General features: G+C 71.5%; 18 protein-coding genes. 14 read left to right on the plus strand and 4 right to left on the minus strand.

Annotation, left to right across the window (positions count from 1 at the left end; all coding sequences use genetic code 11):
* Window positions 1–48: 48 nt before the first annotated feature.
* The 8 genes from WME75_RS09220 (at window position 49) to WME75_RS09255 (ending at window position 7,471) form a co-directional block, all read left to right on the plus strand.
* Window positions 49–1,038: a PP2C family protein-serine/threonine phosphatase gene (locus WME75_RS09220; protein ID WP_437488662.1), complete on the plus strand. Its 990-nt coding sequence runs from the start codon at window positions 49–51 to the stop codon at window positions 1,036–1,038.
* Entirely contained in the window at window positions 1,038–1,529 is a 492-nt protein-coding gene (locus tag WME75_RS09225; protein ID WP_437488665.1) for an ATP-binding protein, read from the plus strand. The genes WME75_RS09220 and WME75_RS09225 overlap by 1 nt, the downstream gene beginning before the upstream one ends.
* A 34-nt stretch (window positions 1,530–1,563) precedes the next feature.
* Window positions 1,564–1,974, plus strand: a complete 411-nt coding sequence (locus WME75_RS09230; protein ID WP_020734190.1) for a hypothetical protein — start codon at window positions 1,564–1,566, stop codon at window positions 1,972–1,974.
* Window positions 1,975–2,007: 33 nt separating this feature from the next.
* Window positions 2,008–3,381, plus strand: coding sequence for a PAS domain S-box protein (locus WME75_RS09235; protein ID WP_437488668.1), 1,374 nt, complete (start codon window positions 2,008–2,010; stop codon window positions 3,379–3,381).
* 134 nt (window positions 3,382–3,515) lie between these two features.
* The gene (locus WME75_RS09240) at window positions 3,516–4,013 is read left to right on the plus strand and encodes a MarR family winged helix-turn-helix transcriptional regulator (protein WP_437488671.1); all 498 of its coding nucleotides are present in this window, start codon (window positions 3,516–3,518) and stop codon (window positions 4,011–4,013) included.
* A gap of 16 nt (window positions 4,014–4,029) precedes the next feature.
* Entirely contained in the window at window positions 4,030–4,968 is a 939-nt protein-coding gene (locus tag WME75_RS09245; RefSeq protein WP_437488674.1) for a 3-keto-5-aminohexanoate cleavage protein, read from the plus strand.
* Window positions 4,965–5,750, plus strand: a complete 786-nt coding sequence (locus WME75_RS09250) for an enoyl-CoA hydratase/isomerase family protein (protein WP_437488676.1) — start codon at window positions 4,965–4,967, stop codon at window positions 5,748–5,750. Before WME75_RS09245 ends, WME75_RS09250 begins: the two co-directional genes overlap by 4 nt.
* A gap of 158 nt (window positions 5,751–5,908) precedes the next feature.
* Window positions 5,909–7,471: an acyl-CoA carboxylase subunit beta gene (locus WME75_RS09255; protein ID WP_437494776.1), complete on the plus strand. Its 1,563-nt coding sequence runs from the start codon at window positions 5,909–5,911 to the stop codon at window positions 7,469–7,471.
* Between the two features lie 124 nt (window positions 7,472–7,595).
* Here the strand turns inward: WME75_RS09255 and WME75_RS09260 are convergent, their stop codons facing one another.
* Window positions 7,596–8,972 (minus strand): hypothetical protein, encoded by a 1,377-nt coding sequence (locus WME75_RS09260; RefSeq protein ID WP_437488678.1) that lies wholly within the window; start codon window positions 8,970–8,972, stop codon window positions 7,596–7,598.
* Window positions 8,973–9,095: 123 nt separating this feature from the next.
* Here WME75_RS09260 and WME75_RS09265 point away from each other — a divergent pair, with 123 nt between their 5' ends.
* On the plus strand, window positions 9,096–9,806 hold the full coding sequence (locus WME75_RS09265) for a thiamine phosphate synthase (RefSeq protein ID WP_437488680.1): 711 nt from the start codon (window positions 9,096–9,098) through the stop codon (window positions 9,804–9,806).
* Entirely contained in the window at window positions 9,803–10,408 is a 606-nt protein-coding gene (locus WME75_RS09270; RefSeq protein ID WP_437488683.1) for a hypothetical protein, read from the plus strand. The genes WME75_RS09265 and WME75_RS09270 overlap by 4 nt, the downstream gene beginning before the upstream one ends.
* Window positions 10,409–10,441: 33 nt before the next feature.
* Here WME75_RS09270 and WME75_RS09275 read toward each other — a convergent pair whose 3' ends face one another.
* Window positions 10,442–11,437, minus strand: a complete 996-nt coding sequence (locus WME75_RS09275; protein WP_437488684.1) for an ATP-binding protein — start codon at window positions 11,435–11,437, stop codon at window positions 10,442–10,444.
* Between the two features lie 134 nt (window positions 11,438–11,571).
* Here WME75_RS09275 and WME75_RS09280 point away from each other — a divergent pair, with 134 nt between their 5' ends.
* Complete coding sequence (locus WME75_RS09280) at window positions 11,572–12,597, plus strand: NAD-dependent epimerase/dehydratase family protein (RefSeq protein ID WP_437488687.1); 1,026 nt, start codon at window positions 11,572–11,574, stop codon at window positions 12,595–12,597.
* Window positions 12,598–12,698: 101 nt separating this feature from the next.
* Window positions 12,699–14,207, plus strand: coding sequence for a phenylacetate--CoA ligase family protein (locus WME75_RS09285; protein WP_437488690.1), 1,509 nt, complete (start codon window positions 12,699–12,701; stop codon window positions 14,205–14,207).
* Window positions 14,208–14,238: 31 nt separating this feature from the next.
* Here the strand turns inward: WME75_RS09285 and WME75_RS09290 are convergent, their stop codons facing one another.
* Complete coding sequence (locus WME75_RS09290) at window positions 14,239–15,717, minus strand: protein kinase domain-containing protein (RefSeq protein WP_437488693.1); 1,479 nt, start codon at window positions 15,715–15,717, stop codon at window positions 14,239–14,241.
* Window positions 15,718–15,857: 140 nt separating this feature from the next.
* Between WME75_RS09290 and WME75_RS09295 the strand changes: the two genes are divergently transcribed.
* Together WME75_RS09295 and WME75_RS09300 are read left to right on the plus strand one after the other, a co-directional pair.
* Window positions 15,858–16,739 (plus strand): NAD-dependent epimerase/dehydratase family protein, encoded by an 882-nt coding sequence (locus WME75_RS09295; protein WP_437488696.1) that lies wholly within the window; start codon window positions 15,858–15,860, stop codon window positions 16,737–16,739.
* Window positions 16,740–16,831: 92 nt separating this feature from the next.
* Window positions 16,832–18,916 carry a CotH kinase family protein gene (locus tag WME75_RS09300; protein WP_437488699.1) on the plus strand — a complete coding sequence of 695 codons (2,085 nt, stop codon included), beginning with the start codon at window positions 16,832–16,834 and terminating at the stop codon, window positions 18,914–18,916.
* 64 nt (window positions 18,917–18,980) lie between these two features.
* Here WME75_RS09300 and WME75_RS09305 read toward each other — a convergent pair whose 3' ends face one another.
* Window positions 18,981–20,744 carry a hypothetical protein gene (locus WME75_RS09305; protein ID WP_437488701.1) on the minus strand — a complete coding sequence of 588 codons (1,764 nt, stop codon included), beginning with the start codon at window positions 20,742–20,744 and terminating at the stop codon, window positions 18,981–18,983.
* Window positions 20,745–20,880 lie beyond the last annotated feature (136 nt).

The raw sequence follows: 20,880 nt of genomic DNA on the forward strand, positions 1-20,880 counted from the left end.
GATCGGATGGGATCGTCCGTCCAACCCGAATCGCGTCCAGGTCGAGCCATGACTGCACCTAAGGACCTCAGCTCGATGCACTCCAGAGGCTTCATACAGAAGCAGAGTAATCTGGATGCCATCAGGGCGATCGTGAAGGAGCGGCAGGCGTGGAACACACTGCTGCGCGAGGAGGGTAACTTCAACGACTTCATGGAGCGCTGCAGCGCACTCTTGGAGTACGTCGATAAGCTGAAGCTAGACTTCGACGACCTCTCCCTGGTGCACGAGGCCATCCTGGAGCACGCGACCAGCATCGAGAACGAGCTCGAAGGGTACAACCGGGCCATCGACGACGATCTCGCGGTGGCGCGGCAGGTTCAGCGCGCCCTGCTGCCGGAGGCGAGCGGGACCATCGCCTCCTCGTTCGACATGGCCATCTTCCACAAGCAGCTCGCGCAGGTGGGAGGGGACTATTACGACTTCTTCTATCTCCCCGGCGAGCGCCACGCGATCGGTGTCTACGATATCTCGGGTCACGGCGTATCGTCGGCGCTCATCATGGCGTTTCTGAAGGCCCAGTTCGCCCACGCCACCAAGCGGCTCGACAGCCCAGGGGCCATCGTGGATTGGGTGAACCGGAGCGCCTACTCGTTCCTCCGGGAAGTTCGCCGGTACGCGACGGTGAACTTCGTCATGTTTACGGACCGATTCCTCCGCTACGTCTCGGGCGGAGGGTACGGGCTCCTGGTCCGTCGCGGTACGCCGCGCTCGTTCAATCGGGTGAGCAACTTCATCGGTCTGCGCATCAAGCCGTTTCACGAGTTCGAGCTGCCGTTCGAGGAGGATGACGTCCTCGCCTTGTACACAGACGGGATGTTCGAGGCGCAGGACGCGAGCGGGGAGATATATTCCGTGCAACGTCTCAACGAAATCGTGGTCAAGCACAGCGAGGAGCCGGTGCAGGTGATCCTCGACCGGTGCATCGAGGACTACACGCGGTTCCGAGTGGCGGACGCGGACGACATCACACTGATCATCCTGCGAAGGTGCGCCTGATGAAGCCCGAGAAGAATCATTCGCAGACGTCGGTCGGTGCATCGATATATATATCTCCGGTCGATCACATCACGGGCGACGTGGCCGGCCTGCTTGCGAACTTTCTGGACGCGCTGCTGGTGAGGTTCTACCCCAGACGGATCTGCCAGAAGGTCAACGTGGTCGTCACCGAGCTGGTCACCAACGTGATCCAGCACGGGACCGAGCGTGACAGCGAGGTACGACTCGATCTGAGCATCGACCCAGACCGGCTACTCATCAAGGTTTCCAACCGCGTTACGCCGGAAGAGTACCGAACCGTCAAGGCGGTATTCGACGAGATCTTCGCCGCGGAGGACCCGAGGGAGCTCTTTGCCAGGACGGTGCGCGAGCGGCGCAACGACCGACGCAGGGGCGGGCTCGGCCTCATTCGGCTGACCGCAGAGAACAAATTCCATCTCTCGACGCAGTACGTCGATGGAATTCTCGTCGTCCAGGCTACTTTCCCTTGAAAAGGCTGCGTATGTTTTCCACGAAAGGTCGCGTATGAAGGCTCTCAGCTATGGAGAAATCACGGATGGCGGGCTGAGCGTCTTTCAGTCGGTCGCCCGGCTCGATGACGACAACCGCCTCGTCTTGACCTTCGAGGGCGCTATCCGGATCGACAACCCGTACCGGTACCTGTCCAGCTACCTCGACGAGCTGGCGCGAGTCCTCCCGCAGCATCCGATCACGTCCACGGTGATGGACTTCGTGAAGATGCGGTTCTGCAACTCGAACGGCTTCTACGTCATCATGGATATCGTGGACGCCGTGTACAACCTGGTGCCCGGGCGGGTGACCGTGCGTCGGATCCTCGACGACGACTGGCAGCACGAGACCCTGCCGATCCTGCTCAACCTGAACGAGGAGCACGTGGCCGCGCGGACGACGTTCGAGGACGTCAAAGAGCCGTAGCCGTGGGGTGTGGGCTGGCTAAGGCGATCGGTGATGCACGCACCTGCGAACGAAGCGGACGTGGAGAGGTTCTTCGCTGTCTGTCCCGATCCGCTCTGTGTTCTGCGGGTCGACGGGGCGTTCCTGCGCGTGAGCGGGGCCTGGGAGCGTACGCTTGGCCTGAGGGCCGAGGAGCTCGTCGGCCGGAACCTCCTCGATCTCATACACCAGGACGACCTCCCCGCGACCCGGGAGCAGTTGGATCGGCTCCGGGAGGAGCCCGTCACGCTCGGGATGGAGAACCGGTGCAGGAGCAGGAGCGGCCTCTACGTCTGGCTGTCCTGGTCGATGCTCTCGGTGCCCAGCGAGGGGCTCATCTACGCCTGGGCGCGCAACGTGGGCAAGCAGAAGCGCGTCGAGCGGGCGCTGATGCAGCGGATCGAGACCAAGATGCTGGTCGCGTCGATCTCGGCCCATTTCATCAATGTGAAGCTCGCGGACATCGACCGCGGCTTTCAGTCAGCGCTCGCGGAGCTCGGCAAGACGCTGCGCGCCGACCGGACGAGCCTGTTCCTGCTCTCGGAGGACGGGCGGCGGTTCCTGAGCACGCATGAGTGGTGCGCCGAAGGGGTCCCGTCGCTGCTCGCGGAGCGGTCCGTCGTCTCCAGGGATGAGTATCCGTGGCTCGTCGAGAGGCTGTGCCGCCTCGAGGTGTGCGACGTGCCGCGCGTGGCCGACCTGCCGGATGAGGCCGCGAGCGAGCGGAGAGCCTTCACTGAGCTCGGGATCGCTTCGCTCGTCCGGATGCCCGCGGCGTACGCGGGGCGGCTCGTGGGGGTCGTGGGGATCGACGCGGTGCGCTCGATCCGCGCGTGGGACAAGAGCGTGCGGGCGCTGCTCCAGGTCGTCGGCGAGATGTTCGCGATCACGCTGGAACGCATGCGCGCCGAGGAGTCGCTCCGCGCGGTGGTCGAGCAGCAGGAGTCGCTGCGGGCGGTGATCGAGCGGCAGGAGTCCGCGATCGAGACGCTGTCGACGCCGATCATCCAGGTCTGGAACAGCGTGCTCGTGCTGCCGCTCGTGGGGAGCATCGATCGACACCGAGCGTCCGAGATCACGGAGAAGCTGCTGCACACGATCGTCGAGACGAAGTCGCGGTACGCGATCGTCGAGGTGACAGGGGTCGAGCAGGTCGACTCGACGACGGCGCAGCACCTCCTCAGCATGCTGCAGACGATCGAGCTGCTCGGCGCTCAGGGCGTCGTGGCCGGCGTCCAGCCCCAGGTGGCGCAGACGGCGTCGTCGCTCGGGATCGAGCTCTCGTCGGTCCAGGTGCACCGGGACCTCCAGGAGGCGCTGCGGTGGTGCATCCGGGAGATCCAGGCGGACGGGCGTCGAGGGAAGCGGCGGCAGAGGGTGAAGCGGTAGAGGGCGAAGCGGTAGAGAGAGGGGAGCGGGAGGGGGAGGGACGGGAAGCGATGCGTCCGCTCGGTAGGCGCGGGGCGCGGGCGCTCGCGCCTTGACGCGCCCTGCGGGAGCGAATATTTCGTACACGAAGCATCGTGACCGCGACCCTGCCGCAGCCAGAGAGGCCGGAGATCGACGCCATCGTGGAGATGATCCTCTATCTCTACACGGAGTCGCGCCGGCTCACGAAGGGCATGGCGAGCGGGTTCGGCCTCACCGGACCCCAGCTCACCATCCTCAAGCTGCTCGAGTCATTTCAGGATCTGTCGCTGTCCACGCTGTCGGAGCGCATCCGGGCACAGAACAGCACGGTGACGGGGATCGTCGATCGGATGGAACGAGAAGGGCTTGTCCGGCGCGAGCGCTCGAAAGCCGACCGGCGGGTCGTGCACCTCCGGCTCAGCGAGAAGGGGGCGCGGCTCGCCCGCGAGATCCAGGTGGAGCCGATGGAGATCTTCCGGAGCGCGCTGCTGAGCCTGAGCTCGACCGATCTGCGCGATCTGCTCCGGATCTTGACGAAGCTACAGCGGCAGGTGGTCGCGCGGGTCGCCCAGGACGGGCAGAAGAAGAGCGACGGCGGCGACAGGACGTGAAAGGGAGGCAGGGGGCATGAGAGAGAAGCCGACGTTCACCGGGGAACCGAGGAAGCCAGACGAGCGAGATCCCGATATCTGCGTGGTGACCTGCGCGCTGTCAGGCGTGCTCGCCAGCCGCAAGCAGTGCCCCGCGATCCCGTACACACCGGTCGAGATCGCCGAGGAGGCGAAGCGGGCCCACGACGCAGGGGCGGCGGCGGTGCACATCCACGCGCGCAACGACGACGGGTCGCCGACGTTCTCGCCAGCCGTGTTCGCGAAGATCAAGGAAGAGGTGCGGCGGCGCTGCCCGGTGATCCTGAACTTCTCGTCGGGCACCCTCCTCGAGGACGTCAGCGAGCAGTGCACCTATATCCGCGAGAGCCGCCCGGAGATCGCCGCCCTCAATATGGGCACCATGAACTACTCGAAGTACTCGCGCGCACGGAAGAGCTTCGACTTCGATATGGTGTTTCCGAACACGTACGCGAAGATCGGCAAGCTGCTCGCCGTCATGAACGAGGCGGGGACGAAGCCCGAGCTCGAGTGCTTCGATACAGGGCACACCCAGGGCGTGTGGCCGCTCATCGACATGGGCCTGCTCAAGCCCCCGCTGCAGTTCTCGTTCATCGTCAACGTGCTGGGCGGCATCCCGGCGCACGTGGAGTCGCTCCAGCTCCAGACCAAGATCATGCCGCCCGGCTCGGAGTGGGAGGTGATCGGGATCAGCCACGGGCAGTGGAGGATGCTGGCGGCGGCGCTCGTGCTCGGCGGCAACGTGCGGTGCGGGCTCGAGGACCACTTCTATCTGCCGAGCGGCGAGATGGCGCGCAGCAACGGCGAGCTCTGCGAGGTGGCCGTGCGCATGGTGCGCGACGTCGGGCGCAGGCCGGCGACCGTCGAGGAAGCCCGGCAGATCCTGGGGCTGCGAGGGGACGACGCGGTGGGCCCAGCGGAGGGGGCGGCGTCGTGACGGCGGGCGCGTACACGGTCATCCAGGCCGCCTCCGCGGGGGGCGTCCTCCGGCTCACGCTGAACAACCCGTGGCGCAAGAACGCGATCGGGCCGGCGATGGTGAGCGAGCTCCTCCACGCGCTGGAGGCCGGCATGGCCGACGAGGCGGTGCGCTGCGTGGTGCTGACCGGCGCGGGCGACGCGTTCTGCGCCGGGGGCGACTTCGCGCAGCTCTCGGGGGCGGAGGGGGCGCCGCAGCCCGAGGTGAAGGGCGATTACGCGGATCTGCTGCTCGCCATGGCGAACGCGGGCAAGCCGATCGTGGCGCGGGTGAACGGGCACGCGCTGGGCGGCGGGCTCGGGCTCGTCGCGGCGTCGCACGTCGCGATCGGCGCCCGCGGCGCGAAGCTCGGGACGCCGGAGATCAACGTCGGCCTGTTCCCGATGATGATCATGGCGGTGCTCCAGCGGCACGTGAGCCGCCGCAAGCTGCTGGAGATGATGCTCCTCGGGCAACGCCTCGACGCCGACGAGGCCGCGCAGTGCGGCCTCCTCAACAAGGCGGTGGAGCCGGGGGCGCTCGACGCCGCGGTCGACGAGGTGACGTCCACCCTCGCCGCGAAGAGCCCGATCGCGGTGCGGCTCGGTCTGGAGGCGTTCGCGGCGCAGGACGACCTCGATCTCGAGTCGGCGCTGCCGCTCCTGCGCGAGCGGCTCGCCGGCTGCCTCGCGACGGACGACGCGCGCGAGGGGCTCATGGCCTTCCTGGAGAAGCGGCAGCCCCGCTGGTCGGGCAGGTAGGCGCGCCGGGCGCGTGAGAGCTTTGCGGGGGACGGGAGGGCGTCGCAGTCCGCGGCGCTCGCCGGCTCTCGGTTGAGGCGGCCCCGCTCTCCGGCGCGCGCCACGAAGGCGAGGCGCGCGCCGGAGAGCGGGGCCGCAGGATGAGGTGGCCTGTGAACATGCGTGAGCTCGTGAAGGACCTCGAGGCCCGCCGGGAGCAGGTGCGGCGGATGGGCGGCGAGGAGCGGGTGGCGAAGCAGCACGCCCGCGGGAAGCTGACGGCGCGGGAGCGGCTCGCCGCGTTCTTCGACGACGGCGTGCACTTCGAGGTCGGGATGCACGGCACGCAGATGGGGATCGCGGCCGGAGCGGACGGGAAGGACCGGCCGCCGGCCGACGCGGTGGTGTGCGGGTTCGGCAAGGTCGACGGGCGGATGGTGTGCGCGGCGGCGTACGACTTCACCGTGAAGGGCGGCAGCATCGGGCACACGGGCGAGGAGAAGGTGACCCGGCTGCGGCAGATGGCGCTCCGCGGCCGCTGGCCGATGGTGTGGTTCATCGACTCGGGCGGGGCGCGCATCGATCCCGGCTCGATGCACCCGGACAGCATCTCGCTGTTCGCCGGCACGGGGCACCTGTTCCGCGAGCAGGTGCACATGAGCGGCGTGGTGCCGCAGGTGGCCGCCATGGTGGGGCCAGGCGCCGCGGGCACCGCGTACATCCCGGGGCTCGCGGACTTCGTGCCGATGGTCAAGGACATCGGCTCGATGGCGCTCGGCGGCCCGGCGCTCGTGCGCGCGATGACCGGCGAGGACATCTCCGAGCAGGAGCTCGGCGGCAGCAAGGTGCACGCGACGAAGAGCGGCGTGGGCGACGCGGAGGTCGCGAGCGACGCCGAGTGCGTCGCCGCGGTGAAGCGGTACCTCTCGTTCTTCCCGTCGAGCTGCGACGAGGAGCCGCCGCGCCTGCCGGTCACCGATCCGATCGAGCGGCGGGAGGAGTCGCTGCTCGACCTGTTGCCCGAGAGCCCGCGGCGCGCTTACGACATGCTGAAGCTGATCGACGCGATCGTCGATCACGGCGATCGGCTCGACCTGAAGCCGCGGTGGGCGCGCTCGATCATCACCTGCCTCTCGCGCATCGGCGGCCAGCCGGTCGGCATCGTGGCGAACCAGCCGACCCAGATGGGCGGCATCCTCGACGTGGACGCCGCCGACAAGGCCGCGCGCTTCATGCAGATCTGCGACGCGTTCAACCTCCCGCTCGTGTTCCTGCAGGACGTGCCGGGCTTCATGATCGGCTCGAAGGTCGAGCACGAGGGGATCATCCGCCACGGGGCGAAGATGCTGCACGTCATGGCCGCGGCCACCGTGCCGAAGATCACGGTGGTCGTGCGCAAGGCGTACGGCGCCGGCTATTACGTGATGTGCGGGCGCGCGTACGAGCCGGACCTCATCGTCGGCTGGCCGACCGCGGAGATCAGCGTGATGGGGCCGGAGGGGATGCTCGGGATCGCGGCGAAGAAGATGTTCGGGGACACGCCGCCGTCCGCCGAGGTGAAGCAGGGGATGGTCGAGGCGATCCAGAAGAACATCGATGTGATGAAGGTCGCCGGGTGGGGGCTCATCGACGACGTGATCGATCCGCGGGACACGCGCAGGGCGATCGCGTGGGGGCTCGAGCTCGCGCGGAAGAAGCGGGTGGAGCGGCCGGAGAAGAAGCGGGGGATCCTCCCGGTCTAGCGCGGGGTGCGGCCGCGGCGGGGGCGGCGGCTCGGAGGAGAACGAAGACCGTCAGGACACCGAGAGGAGAGGGAAACCTTCTAGGTTGGCGCCGCGCCGACGCGTGGGCCAGCCTGTTCAGGGATCACTCGTCCTTCGCATCGTCATCCTTTTCGTTGTCCCGTTCCGGCGCCTGGCCCTCATCGGCCTCCGGCGGCTTCGGCGTCGGCACGGGCCGCGGCGCGGCCGCGTAGAACGGCTCCGGCGCGCTCTTCACGCGGAGGAGCGTCGAGTTCGTGGCGGGGACGATGGCGGTGTACGCGTCCAGGCCGAGCTGGGTGCCCGGCTCGTTCGCGTGCAGCGTGGCCGTGACCCGGTAGAGGCCCTCGCGGGCGAACGTGTTGCCGGGGCAGACCTCGCGCAGGAGGAGCGAGAGGTCGACCGACGCGCCGGGCTTCAGCGTTCTGTACAGGTCGCGCGGGATCGCCCCCATCGGCGGGGACGCCTCGCACACGGTCGTGCCGTTCGGACCGGCGACGTAGAACTCGAGCATCCGCGGCCGGATGGCCACGGTCATGGGGCGCTTGCCGGCGTTCCTCGCGCTGACCCGGACGACGATCGAGCGAGGGCTCGCCGCGTCGGACCAGGGCTCGCTCGTGAGCTCCAGGCGAGGCGCGTTGGCGTCCACGATCAGCCCGCCCGGCGAGCCGGAGGCGTCGGCCGACGGCTGCGCCTGCTCGCCTGCCGGAGAGGGCGGCTCGGCGCCGTCCGGATCGTCCGCGGCGGCCTCCTTGCGGGGCAGGCCGTAGCTCAGCACGACGGTGGGCGCGGCGAGCCCGGGCGCCGGGGCGAACGCCGGCGGATCGTCCGTCGACTCCACGGCGAACGGCGGTGAGGGCGCCTTTCTCGACCACTTGGGCGGCGGGCCCCAGCCGTACCACGCCCTCACCACCGAGCCGCCGGCGAGCGCAGCTGCGTCCTTGCCGAAGCAGAGCAGGCGCGGATCGAAATGCTCCATGTACGACTGGCCGGGCGCGAGCAGGAGCGCGCGCCGCTCCGGAAAGCCGCTCGGCTTGAGCCCCGCAGGGGCGGCGCAGCGGACCGTCTTCTTCGTGCGCTTGTTCAGCGTGTCGATCTCGAAGCGCAGCAGCCGCACGTCCGCCGGGATGCGCATGGGGCGCTCCCCGTCGTTGTCGATCCGCAGCGTCCACGGCCCCCGGAAAGACGGCGCGATGAGCCAGACGCGCGCCGGCGCCGGCGGCAGGGGCGGGGGCTCGGACGCCTTCTTCTTCGCGCCCGCCCTGGGCGCGGCGGCCTTGGCCCTGCCAGCCGGCGCGGCGGCGTCGGCCTTCGGGCTCCCTGCCGGCACGGCGGAGCTCGGCTTCTCTCCCGGCTGCGCGGGACCCGACTTCTCTTCCGCGAGCGCAGGGCTCGACGCGAGCCCCAGAACGGCCATGGCGGCCGACATGGCCGACGCGGCAGATACGAACAGACAGGCGATCCGGGCGAGACGTGTGCGCATGGAGGATCCGTTCGGGAGCGAACGCTTCCGCTTTCTTTCCGGGGGCGTCAACCTTAGCGTGGCCAGCGCGCCCGGCCTCCCTCGGAGGACCTGGCCGCTCTCCTCATCGCTCGAAGCGTGGTCATGCGCGGTCTGTACGCCATCGTCGACACCGACTCGCTCGCGCGTCGCGGGCTCGATCCGGCGGCGTTCGCCGAGGCCGTCCTCGACGCGCGCCCCGCGGCCCTCCAGCTCCGCGACAAGCGGGGCGGGACGGCAGGCACGCTCTCGCTCCTCCGCGCGATCCAGCCGCTCGCGGCGCGCGCGGGCGTGCCGCTGTTCGCGAACGACCGGGCGGATCTCGCGGTGCTGGCGCGCTGCGACGGGGTGCACGTCGGCCAGGACGATCTCGCGGTGCCCGCGGTGCACACGCTCGCGCGGCGCGCCGGCGTCACGCTGCGCGTCGGGCTCTCCACGCACACGCGCGCGCAGCTCGAGGCCGCGCTGCAGGGGCCGCCCGAGCACCTCGATTACGTCGCGATCGGACCCATCTTCACGACCTCGAGCAAGGAGCGCCCGGACGCCGAGGTCGGTCTCGAGGGGCTCGCGTCGCTGCGCGCGATGGTCGAGCGGGCGCGGCCCGGGCTGCCGGTCGTGGCGATCGGCGGGATCTCGCTGGAGAGGGCGCGCGACGTGGGCCCGCTCTGCTCCGCCGCGGCGATCATCGCCGCGCTGCTGCCGGAGCAGGGCGCGCCGACGTCGCGCGCCCTCGACGAGGTGAGCGCGCGGGCGCGGGCGCTCCAGGAGGCCCTCGCGCCGGCGGCCGCGGCGCCGGCCGGAGGGGGCGCGCGATGAGCCTGGCGCTGCTCGCGGCGGTCGCCGCGGCGGTGGCCGCGACCATCGGCTACATGGCGGCGCGCCGCGAGCGGGAGGCGGCGGGAGAGGACGGCGGCGAGGACGAGCGCGCCGCGCCGGCGGCGTCCCCCGAGGACGCGCCGTGGGACGAGCTGCCGTTCGCGCTCGGCGACGTGGTCCTGGCCGGGATCGAGGAGCGCTGGCTCTCGGGCGCGATCGTGGCGCGCGAGCGGGGCGAGGTCGTCGCCGCGGTGTTCCTCGCGCCCGAGGGCGCGGCGCAGGGGGCGGTGGCGGCCTTCCCCGCGCCGCGGCGCGAGATCCTGTGGCTCGCGCCCGCGGCCGTCGACTCGCCGGAGGAGCCGCCGGCGACGCTCGAGATCGCGGGCATGACCCTGCGGCGGCGGTCGCGGCTGCCGGCGGCGCTGGAGCGCCTGGGGCAGGGCGCGCCCTCGCTGGGCCACGCGGGGATCATCGCCCTGTACGAGGGCGGCGGGCACGACGCGGCCGTGGTGATCGCGAGCGAGGGGCGCATCCACGCCTGGGCCGGACGGCGCATCGAGGACGGCGGATACGAGCGGCTGGGCGGCGGCGGCGAGGGCTGACGCGGGCCTGCCCTGCGGGGATCGCTGCGTCCCTCAGCCGATGACGCTGCGCAGCTCCGCGATCAGCGAGGCCATCGCCAGGCTCGGCGAGGCGTTGCGCTCGAGCTGCGTCACGGCGCGGGAGACCGCCGCGTAGCGCCTGGCCGAGACGACGGCGCGGCGCGGATCGGCCTCGACCGTGGCGCGGGCCTCGCGGGCGAGCGCCGCGTTGAGCGCGCGGAGGTCGTCCTTGAGGGCGCCCTTGTCGCGATCCACCGACTCCGCGAACGCGACGGCGGGACCGAGGTCCCGGGCGGCCGCGGCCGCGAGGGCGCTCTTCACGAAGGCGTCGCGCGAGGCGGTCTGCTCCTCGTCCGCGAGCTCGAGCGCCGCGGAGGCGCTGCCCGCGGCGAGCTCCACGGCGAGGTCGTGGCGCGCCTCGGGCACGCCGTGATCGCGGAGGATGCCGCGGATGATCGGCTCGGAGAGCGGGGCGAAGCGCACGGGCAGGGTGCGCGAGCGGATCGTGTTGAGCAGGCGATCGCCGCGCGAGGTCAGCAGGACGAAGTGGGTGCCGGGCCGCGGCTCCTCGAGCGTCTTGAGGAACGCGTTCGCGGCGCCGACGCTGAGGTCCTCGGCGTCGCGGACGATGAACACCCGCGCGCGCCCCTCGTGCGGCGTGTAGGCGGCGTGCGCGAGCACGATGGCGCGGACCTGGTCGACCGAGATCTCGGTCAGCTCGTCGCGGCTCCGGCCGATGACGGCGGCGGGGTAGAAGTTCTTCGCCACGATCTGCACGTCGGGGTGCAGCGGCGAGGCGGGGCGCCCCGCGGCGCGCCCGGCCGCGCGCCGGCACGCGTCGCAGCGGCCGCAGCCGAGCGGGTCGCCCCCGGTGCAGACGAGCGCCTGCGAGAGCGCGACGGCCGCGAGCTCCTTGCCGACGCCGGGCGGGCCCTCGAAGCGGTAAGCGTGGTGCACGCGACCCGCCTCGAGCGCGCGCACGAGCGTGCCGACCGCGGTGTCCTGGCCAAGGATGTGGGAGAACGGCACGGCCCGTTATCTAGCACGACCGGGGCGCGGCCTGATCCCGGCTCGCGCGAGAGGCCGCCCGGCGTCCGCCCGCGCCGCGAGCGTGCCGCTCCTCATGAGCGATCCTTGCGAGCGGCGGTGATAGGTTGCCGCGCATGCGCGTCCTCGTGCTCGGCGGCACTCGATTCATGGGTCATTTCCTGGTCTATCGCCTGCTCGCGGCGGGCCACCAGGTCACCCTCCTGAACCGCGGCGCGACGCCCGACCTGTTCGGCGATCGCGTCGCGCGGGTCCGCTGCGACCGCGCGGCCGACGATCTCGCGCAGGCGCTCGGAGGCCGCGAGTTCGACGCCGCGGTGGACTTCACCACGTACACGGCCGCGGACGGCCGCGCGGCGGCCCTGGCGCTCGGCGGCGGGCGCGTCGGCCACTACGTGATGATCAGCACCGGCTCGGTGTACCTCGTCCGCGAGGGGTGCCCGCGGCCGTCGCGCGAGCGCGACTACGACGGCCCGCTGCTCCCGGAGCCCGCGGGCGAGGAAGATCGCGCGGCGTGGGCCTACGGCATGGACAAGCGCGGCGCCGAGGCGGTGCTCGCGGCCGCCTGGCGGGACGATGGCTTCCCCGCGACCGTGCTGCGCCTCCCGATGGTGAACGGGGAGCGCGACCCCCACCGCCGCCTCGAGCGCTACATCGCGCGCGTGCTCGACGCCGGCCCGCTGCTCGTCCCGGACGGCGGCAGGCACCGCGTGCGGCACGTGTACAGCGGCGACGTCGTGAGGGCGATCGCGAAGCTGCTCCTCGCGCCGTCGACCTTCGGCGAGGCGTACAACCTCTGCATGGAGGAGGCGCCGACGCTCTCGGAGCTGCTCGCGCTCGTCGCCGAGCTGCTCGGCGCACCGGCGCGCCTCGCGCCGATCTCCTCGGCCGCGCTCCGGGCCCGCGGCATCGACCCGGTCGCGATGTCGCCGTTCAGCGACCGCTGGATGTCGGAGCTGGATCCCGCGAAGGCCAGGGCGGAGCTCGGCTTCCAGCACACGCCGCTCCGGCGCTGGCTGGAGACGGTGATCACGTCGCTGCTCGCGAACCCGCCGTCCGAGCCGCCGCCGGGCTACGAGCGGCGCGCCGAGGAGGTGTCGCTCGCCGCCGGGGCGGGGGCGGGGAACGCCGGCGCAACGTGAGACAAGAGGTAAGCTGAGCCCGCGGAAGGCGGGAGGGCCGGGAGGTCGTGCGCCGCCCGCGCGCCTCGCCGTGAAACGTCCGAAGGAGTGGAGATCTCGCGATGCAGGATGTGCAACCCAGGCGGGTCTTGGCGGCCATCGACGCCTTCCTGAGCACGCCGCTCGACGCGGCGCTGTCGCGGCATCGCGAGGTCGATCCGGCGGCCGGCGCGCTCTCGCTGTTCCACGAGGTCGCCGCGACCGTCCCGGCGTATCGCCGCTTCCTCGACGAGCACGGCGTGGATCCGGCGGCTGTCCGGACCCCCGCGGACTTCGCGGCGCTCCCGGTGATCACGAAGCAGAACTACGTGCTCCGGCATCCGATCGCGGACCTGTGCCGTGGCGGGCGCGTCGAGTCCTGCGACATGGTCGCCGTCTCGTCGGGCTCGACGGGCAAGCCGACGTTCTGGCCGCGCTTCGTCACGGACGAGCTCCCGGTCGCCCGGCGCTTCGAGCAGGTGTTTCACGACAGCTTCCGGGCCGACGCGCGCCGCACGCTCGCGGTCGTGTGCTTCGCGCTCGGCTCGTGGGTCGGCGGGATGTACACCGCCGCGTGCTGCCGTCACCTGGCGGCGAAGGGGTATCCGATCACGGTCGTCACGCCGGGCAACAACCCGGACGAGATCTTCCGTGTCGTCCTGGATCTGGGGCCGGCGTTCGAGCAGGTGGTCCTGCTCGGATATCCGCCCTTCCTGAAGGACGTGATCGACACGGGGCGGGCGCGCGGGATCGACTGGGCGCCTCTCCGGATCAAGCTCGTGATGGCCGGCGAGGTGTTCAGCGAGGAGTGGCGGAGCCTTGTCGGCGAGCGCGTCGGGTCGACGTCGCCCTGCTACGATTCGGCGTCGCTGTACGGGACGGCGGACGCGGGCGTGCTGGGCAACGAGACGCCGCTCAGCATCGCGATCCGCAGGTTCCTCGCCGGGAGGCCGGACGCCGCGCGCGCCCTCTTCGGGCAGGACCGGCTCCCCACGCTCGTGCAGTACGACCCGGCGGTGCGGTTCTTCGAGCAGCGCGAGGGGATGCTCCTCTTCTCGGGCGAGAACGGCGTTCCGCTCGTCCGTTATGCGATCCTCGACAGCGGGGGCGTCTACGCGCACGCGGACCTGATGGCGGCGCTCGCCGGCTTCGGCTTCGATCCGCGGCGGGAGCTCGACGGGGAGCGCGGGGCCCGCGAGCTGCCGTTCGTCTACGTGTTCGGGCGCTCGGATTTCACGGTGTCGTACTTCGGGGCGAACATCTATCCGGAGAACGTGGTCGTGGGCATCGAGCAGCCCGGCGTGAAGGAGTGGGTGACCGGGAAGTTCGTGCTGGAGGTCCGCGAGGGCGCGGACAGGGACGCGTTCCTCTCGGTGGTGGTCGAGCTCGCGCCGGGGGAGGGCGAGAGCGACGCGCGGCGCGAGTCCGCGGCGCTGTCGATCGAGGAGCACCTCGTCCGGCTGAACAGCGAGTTCAGGAGCTATGTGCCGGCGGGGAAGCGCGCGCCGCGGGTGACGCTGAAGGCGGCGGGAGATCCGGAGTACTTCCCGCGCGGGGTGAAGCACCGGTACACGAGAAAGCCGGGGGGGTGATCCCCGCCGCCCTCTGCTGGCCGCGCGCTCTTCAGCCCTCTCGCCCCGGCCCGCCCTCACCGTCGTCTGCGGCGCCGCGCAGCGCCTCGCAGAACGCCGCCACATCCGGATAACGCTCCGACGCCTCGAACTCGATCGCCCGCTCCAGCACCTTCCGCACGGCATCGCTGCACGGCAGCCGCTCGAGCACCCGCCCCGGATACCGCATCATGATCGGCGGCAGCTCCCCCCCGTGCAGGCAGAACACGGCCGTCATACCGAGCCCGTACACGTCCGCGCGCGCGTCCGCGTCCTGCGGGCGGTGCATCATCTCCGGCGCCGCGTAGAGGAAGGTCCCCAGCGCGCCGCTCCTCGTGCCCCCGGTCGTGTCGCGCGCCCATACGAGATCGAAATCCGTGATCCGCGGCACTCCCTCCGCATCGAGCAGGATGTTCGCCGGCTTCACGTCCCGGTGCACCAGCCCCCACCCATGGGCGAACGAGAGCGCCTCTCCGGCGCGGAGGAGCATCGGAATCGCCCGCTCCGCCGGCAGCCGCTTCCCGATGACCGCGCTGTGCACGTCCTCGCCGTGGACGAGCTCCATCACGAAGTAGTGCCAGCCGCCGTCCTCGCCCTTCGGCTCCAGGATGCGCACCACGCCGGGGTGGTCGAGCTCCGCCATCGCGCGCGCCCCCCGGAAGAACCGCTCGCGCCGCCCCTCGTCGCCCGCGAGGTTCGGGTGCAGCACCTTGATCGCCACCGGCTGATCACCCCGCCCCGCGTCGAGCGCGCGCCACACGGTCGCGAACCCGCCGCGGCCGATCCGCTCGAGCAGCAAGTACCGGCCCTCGCTGAGCTCCTCGCCGACGTGGAGCTGGCCGCCTTCCCGGCGCTTGCGCCGGAGGTCGACGATCTCTTGTTCCACCTCCGCGGTGCTCGCGCTGGCGGCCTTGAGTCTCACCCGCCGCTTCTGCGCCGCGGCGATCTGCTTGTCGATCGCGCGGATCGCCTCCTCGGCCTCGCGCAGGGTCGCCGCGAGCGCGCTCGTTGGCGCTGCCCTGACGGGTCCCGCCTCCGGCCGCGCGCTCACGGCGGCTTCCTCCAGCGCCGCGCGGATGTCCTGGACCACGTCCCTCCAGGCTTCATCCGGGTTGGCCCAGCTCGTCACCGCCCCGCCGTCCCGCGGCAGCGCCTGGAGCTCCGCCAGCGCGGTGCCCTCCCAGTCGCACGCGCGCACCAGGATAGGCACCACGCGCGCCGCCCCCCGGCGATGCCGCTCGAGCGCGCTGCCGAGCTCCCGCTCGTAGCAGCTGTCCGAGGCGAGGAACGCCTCGCTCACCAGCAGCAGCACCACCTCGGCGGCGGAGAGCTCCGCCGCGCTCGACTCCTCGCGCGCCGCGCCGGCCCCGATCCGGCCGCGGTGCCACGTGCTCACCAGGCCTTGCCGCTTGAGGGCGGCGAGGTGCGCCTCGAGCGCTTCGAGGTGCGACCGATCCGCGGGGGCGTAGGAGATGAAAACGTTGACCGCCATGCGCTGAAAAGCGTCGCTGCGGCGGCGAGCACGCTGTGTCTCGGCCGCCCGCTCTGCGCCGACCAGGCTACCAGAGGCGGCGCTGGCCCTCGACCATCCGTGGGATCCCCTCTCTTTGCTGGTAGAAGGGTCGCCAGACCATGCTCGATCCCTCTCCCCCGCTCCTCGTCCTCGGCTGCGGCTTCACCGGCGCGGTGGTCGCCGGCCTGCGGCGGGCGTCTGGCGGCCGCGTCGTCGCGACGACGCGCTCCTCCGAGCGCGCCGCCGAGCTCGCGCAGGCGGGCATCGAGGTGAGCGTCCTGCCGGCGCTCACCGCCGAGGCCGTCGACCGGCTCGTGGCGGAAGGCGCGGACGTGCTCGTCGCCTTCCCGCCCGACGGCGCGACCGACGCCGCGATCGCGCCGTCGCTCCGCCGCGCTCACGCGATCGCGTACGTGTCGTCGACCGCCGTGTACGGCGACGCTTCGGGGCGCATCGACGAGGCGACGCCCACGTCGGCCGACGGCCCGCGCGCCGCGGCGCGCCTCGCTGCCGAGGCGGTGTACCGCGAGCGCGGCGCCGTGGTGCTGCGCGCCGCGGGCATCTACGGCCCCGGCCGCGGCCTGCACCAGCGGCTACTGCGCGGCGACTTCCGCATGACCGGCGAGGGCGATCAGCAGGGCAGGAACGTCGTCTCGCGCATCCACGTCGAGGACCTCGCGCGCCTCGCGCTCGCGGCCCTCGCGCGCGGCGCCCCCGGCGAGGCCTTCCTGGTCGCGGACGACGCGCCCGTGCCGCAGATCGAGGTCGTCCGCTGGCTCTGCGCGCGGCTCGGCCTGGAGCTGCCGGCCGGCGCGCCGCGGGAGGATCTTCACGAGACGCTCCGCCACGACCGCGCCGTGGACAACGCGAATATCAAGCGCGCCCTCGGCATGACGCTGCTCTACCCGAGCTACCGCGAGGGGTTCGAGGCGTGCCTGGCCGTCGAGGCCGCGGCGCCGGCCCTCGCCGCGGCCGCGAGCGCGCCTCGGCATCGCGGGTGAGCCGCGAGCTCCGGGCCAGCGCACGTGCGAACATCAGGTGTCGAGCGGCGCGAGGGGCACGACGGCCCTCGCCGCCGGTGAAGGAGCATTGCATGAAGCTTGGGTATTGGACTTTGCTTGTACTGGCGGCTGCCGCGGCGGGCGCGGGCTGCGGGGACGATGAGGGCGGGAGCGGCGGCGCTGGGCCGGGAGGCTCGGGCGGAGCGGGCACCGGCGGGGCCGGCGCCGGCGGAGCGGGCACCGGCGGGGGAGGCTCGGGCGGGGCGGGCACCGGCGGGGCCGGCGGCACGAGCGACGGCGGGGCCGGCGGGCAGACCCCGACGCCGCCTTGCGAGCCGTCCGACCCCACGCTGGCCGACCGCGACGCGGACGAGCTGTACGCGGGGGACGAGGTCCCGCGCTTCGACTTCCGCCTTCCGGACGAGCGCTGGGCCGAGCTCAAGAAGAACGCCCGCGACGAGGAGTACGTGGAGGCCGAGGCTTGCTACAAGGGCAAGAGCCTGGGCGTCGTCGGCCTGCGCTTCAAGGGCGGTTATGGCACCCTGGAGATGTGCTTCGACGCGGAGGGAAACCTCACCTGCCCGAAGCTCAGCATGAAGGTGAAATTCGACGAGTACGTCGACGGCCAGCGCTTCTACGCGCAGAAGCGCCTGAACTTCCATTCGATGATCCGGGACCCCACCCAGCTCCACGAGCGGATCGCTTACGGCCTGTACCGGGAGATGGGCGTCGCGGCCTCGAGGAGCGCGTGGGCCACGCTGCACGTGAACGGCGAGTCGCAGGGGCTCTTCTCGATGGTCGAAGACGTGGACGGCCGCTTCCTGGAGAGCCACTTTCGCGAGGGGCCGGACGGTGATCTCTACAAGCAAGCGTGGCCGGTCACGGGCGACGCCAGCTACTACGCGGAGCGGCTCGAGACGAACGAGGACGAGGCCACGCACGAGCGCGTGGTCGCGTTCTCGACCGCCCTCGCGTCCGCCGAGGGCGACGAGCGCCTCGCCGCGCTGTCGCAGTGGACGGACATCGAGCAACTGCAGCGCTACATGGCCGTCGACGAGGCGATCGTGAACTGGGACGGGGTCACGACCTTCTACGTCGACAGCGCGGGTGGCGCCCACAACCACAATTTCTACCTCTACGACGAGCCCTCCTCGGGCAAGTTCCACCTGATTCCGTGGGATCTCGACCTGACCCTCAACGCCAGCACCTACTTTGGCCACGTGCCCCGCTGGACCGAGACGCCGGCGACCTGCCCCACCGTGCTCCCGGTGTTCATGGGCGCCGAGCGGGTGCGCGTGCCGGGCTGCGACGCGCTGCTCGGCGCCTTGAGCCAGGACGCAGCGGGCTATCAGGCCGCGCTCCAGGCGCTGCTCGACGGGCCGTTCAGCGAGGGGCGGCTCGAAGAGCAGGTGGAGAAGCACGCGGCGCTGATCCGCGCTGCCGTCGAGGAGGACCCGTTCGGACCCGGCCTCGCCGCGTGGGAGCTGGCGGTCGAGCGCCTCGAGGACGAGGTGCCGATCCTGCGCGAGCGCCTGAGCCGGTTCGCCAGCAACACGCCTCTCGTGCCGTTCTCGTTCACCGCGACGGGGATCAACGACTTCGAGGCCGCGGACACGATCGAGCTGTACGTCGGCACGGTGCTCGCCACCAACAGCGCGTCCGGCGCCGTGCAGGGCCTCACGCAGGACGCGCCGCTGAACGGCGCGCAGAGCCTGCTCCTGAGCTTCGATTTCCGCGACGAGGCGTCCGCCTGGGGGCAGTATGTGTACTTCACGGCGCCCGTCGCCGAGGGCTCGGTCGACGTGACGCCGCTCGAGGGGGTCCGCTTCTGGGCGCGCGCCGACGCGGCGCGCTGGATGCGCGTCGACGTCGAGAGCCCCGCGCAGAGCAACGGAGTCGCCGGCGTCCGCCACGGCTGGGACGTGCGGCTCGGCGCCGAGCCGGCGCTCATCGAGCTCAGGTTCGCCGACATCGCGCTCCCCGGCTGGGCCATCGACCAGGGGCTCGACCCCGGCGACGACGTGAACGACGTGCTCGCGTCGATCATCGGCCTCGCCTTCAGCCCGGAGATGAACGGCGTCGGCGCGAACGGCTTCCTCGGCCGGGGCAAGGTCGACTCGGGCGCCCTCGTGATCGACGACGTCGAGATCTTCGGCGCGACGTCCGGCGCCCCGTGAGCGCCTGACGCCGCGGCCCGCCCGATCTCTCCGCGCGCTCTCCGGCGCGCGCCCTTGTGGTTCTTCAGCTCATCTCATCACCGCCGCCGGCCGCGGGGCGCTGCCCGCGGGCCGGCCGGCGGCGTACCCCGCGGCGGAACCCGAGGCTCACGGCGAGGAGCAACGCGGCGACCCCGCCCGCAGAGGGCGTCTCGGCGCCGAGGCGGCAGCCGCAGCCCGACGACTCGCCGCTCCCGGAAGCGCCGTCGCCCGAGCCGGTGGACGGCGCCCCGCCCGAGCCGGAACCGGAAGCGGAGGCCCCGCCCGAGCCCGACGCGGCGTCGCCCGCGCCGGACGACGAGACGGGGTCGAGCCCCGCGCCGACCGACGTGGTGGCGGTGGGCGGCGGCGGCTCGTGGACGCACGTGCCCGCCTCGCACCGCTCGCCCGCGGGGCACACGACCCCGTCGCAGACGTCGACGCACGCGCCCTCCCGGCAATAGGTGCCGGCCTCGCACGCGACGTCGGCGCACGCCGCCTCGACGCATCGCCCGCCCTCCAGGTCGCAGCGCTCGTTCGTCGGGCACCCGCGGCAGTTGCACTGGAGCACGCACACGCCCCCTTCGCACACCTGGCCGGAGTTGCACACGACGTCCTGGCACGGGTCGATGCAGCGCCCGGCGCGACAGACCTGGTCGTGCGGGCACACCACACCGTCACACGGAGCGCGGCACTCGCCGCCGTGACACACCTCGCCCACCTCGCACGTCACGTCGACGCAGGCCGCCTCGACGCACAGGTCCTCGTGGCACACGAGCCCATTCCCGCACGGGAACTCCGAAGACCCGCAGCTGTCCACGCAGCGGCCGCGGTTGCACACCTGGTTCTCCGGACAGGGCGCCTCCTCGTCGATGACATCATCGCAATCGTTGTCGACGCCGTCGCACTGCTCGGTCTGGCTGCCGGGCAGGACGAAGGGAGTGCAGATCACCTGTCCCTGCGCGTCGCAGTCGGAGATCCCGAGGCGGCACGCGCCTATGTTCTCGTCGACCTCGCACGGCTGGCCGGCCTCGGGGCACGTGATGCCGGAGAAGCGGAACAGGAAGTCCTCGTAGTCGAGATCGTTGCCGTTCACCCCTGCCGCGCCGGCCGCGTTCAGGAAGTCGAGATCCTCGAAGGCGAGGTAAAACGTGTTGATGAGCTCGTTCGACCTGTAGATGAGATCCGAGTACCACGGGCCCGGGGTCGCGCACGCCGTACACTCCACGTTGAACCGGTGCTCGGTGTAATGGTATTGCGTGGCGTTCCCGCTGCCGGTGCCGTTCGGGTTGGGGATCAGCACGAACCCGATGGTGCCGCCGGCGTACGCGGGGTTCTCCCGGATCGAGACCGCCGTCAGCTCGCGCATCGCGGCGGGCGGCAGGGCGGTCGAGAAGGGAAAGAGGATCTGGATATCGCTGTCCGGCGCCGGCGTGTTGAGGCTGCCTGCGGTGTCCACAGGAACGTACAGCGGCGGGTCGCCGCTCGCGCGGCTGTCGTCGACGTTGTACCAGCCGACGGCGAAGTTGGCGCCGCCTCCCTTGGCGATGTACTTGCCGCTGAACTCGCAGAGCGGCGAGAACACCTGCGGCTCCACCGCGGCGTCGGCCACGACGTCGATCATCTCGTCGATGCCGTCGTTGTTCGCCGACCCGTTGATCAGGTCGCTCAGTCGTCCAGGGACCGCAGGAACGACGGTGCCGTTCGGTTGCACGACGTCGGCGCGCGCCGTCCCGCCGGCGCCGAGCGCCGCCAAGAGGGCCACACACCACGCAAGAGCAGACGGTTTGCTGAAGGTCGACCAGCGCATCGGGCTTCCTCTCGTGAAAGGACGCGTGAGTCCGAAACGACAAGTGGACTCCAACTTCGCTCGCCTGTCCAGGCGGGGCGCGCTCGCGCGGATTCACGACCGATGTGAACGGTGAGCCCACGTGAGGACACCGTGT

Source organism: Sorangium sp. So ce1014, from assembly GCF_051521505.1.
Taxonomy (GTDB): domain Bacteria; phylum Myxococcota_A; class Polyangia; order Polyangiales; family Polyangiaceae; genus Sorangium.

Coding starts and splice junctions, on each gene's coding strand:
- WME75_RS09220 (WP_437488662.1), top strand. CDS start 49: ATGACTGCACCTAAGGACCTCAGCTCGATGCACTCCAGAGGCTTCATA.
- WME75_RS09225 (WP_437488665.1), top strand. CDS start 1,038: ATGAAGCCCGAGAAGAATCATTCGCAGACGTCGGTCGGTGCATCGATA.
- WME75_RS09230 (WP_020734190.1), top strand. CDS start 1,564: ATGAAGGCTCTCAGCTATGGAGAAATCACGGATGGCGGGCTGAGCGTC.
- WME75_RS09235 (WP_437488668.1), top strand. CDS start 2,008: ATGCACGCACCTGCGAACGAAGCGGACGTGGAGAGGTTCTTCGCTGTC.
- WME75_RS09245 (WP_437488674.1), top strand. CDS start 4,030: ATGAGAGAGAAGCCGACGTTCACCGGGGAACCGAGGAAGCCAGACGAG.
- WME75_RS09255 (WP_437494776.1), top strand. CDS start 5,909: ATGCGTGAGCTCGTGAAGGACCTCGAGGCCCGCCGGGAGCAGGTGCGG.
- WME75_RS09260 (WP_437488678.1), bottom strand. CDS start 8,972: ATGCGCACACGTCTCGCCCGGATCGCCTGTCTGTTCGTATCTGCCGCG.
- WME75_RS09265 (WP_437488680.1), top strand. CDS start 9,096: ATGCGCGGTCTGTACGCCATCGTCGACACCGACTCGCTCGCGCGTCGC.
- WME75_RS09270 (WP_437488683.1), top strand. CDS start 9,803: ATGAGCCTGGCGCTGCTCGCGGCGGTCGCCGCGGCGGTGGCCGCGACC.
- WME75_RS09280 (WP_437488687.1), top strand. CDS start 11,572: ATGCGCGTCCTCGTGCTCGGCGGCACTCGATTCATGGGTCATTTCCTG.
- WME75_RS09285 (WP_437488690.1), top strand. CDS start 12,699: ATGCAGGATGTGCAACCCAGGCGGGTCTTGGCGGCCATCGACGCCTTC.
- WME75_RS09290 (WP_437488693.1), bottom strand. CDS start 15,717: ATGGCGGTCAACGTTTTCATCTCCTACGCCCCCGCGGATCGGTCGCAC.
- WME75_RS09295 (WP_437488696.1), top strand. CDS start 15,858: ATGCTCGATCCCTCTCCCCCGCTCCTCGTCCTCGGCTGCGGCTTCACC.
- WME75_RS09300 (WP_437488699.1), top strand. CDS start 16,832: ATGAAGCTTGGGTATTGGACTTTGCTTGTACTGGCGGCTGCCGCGGCG.
- WME75_RS09305 (WP_437488701.1), bottom strand. CDS start 20,744: ATGCGCTGGTCGACCTTCAGCAAACCGTCTGCTCTTGCGTGGTGTGTG.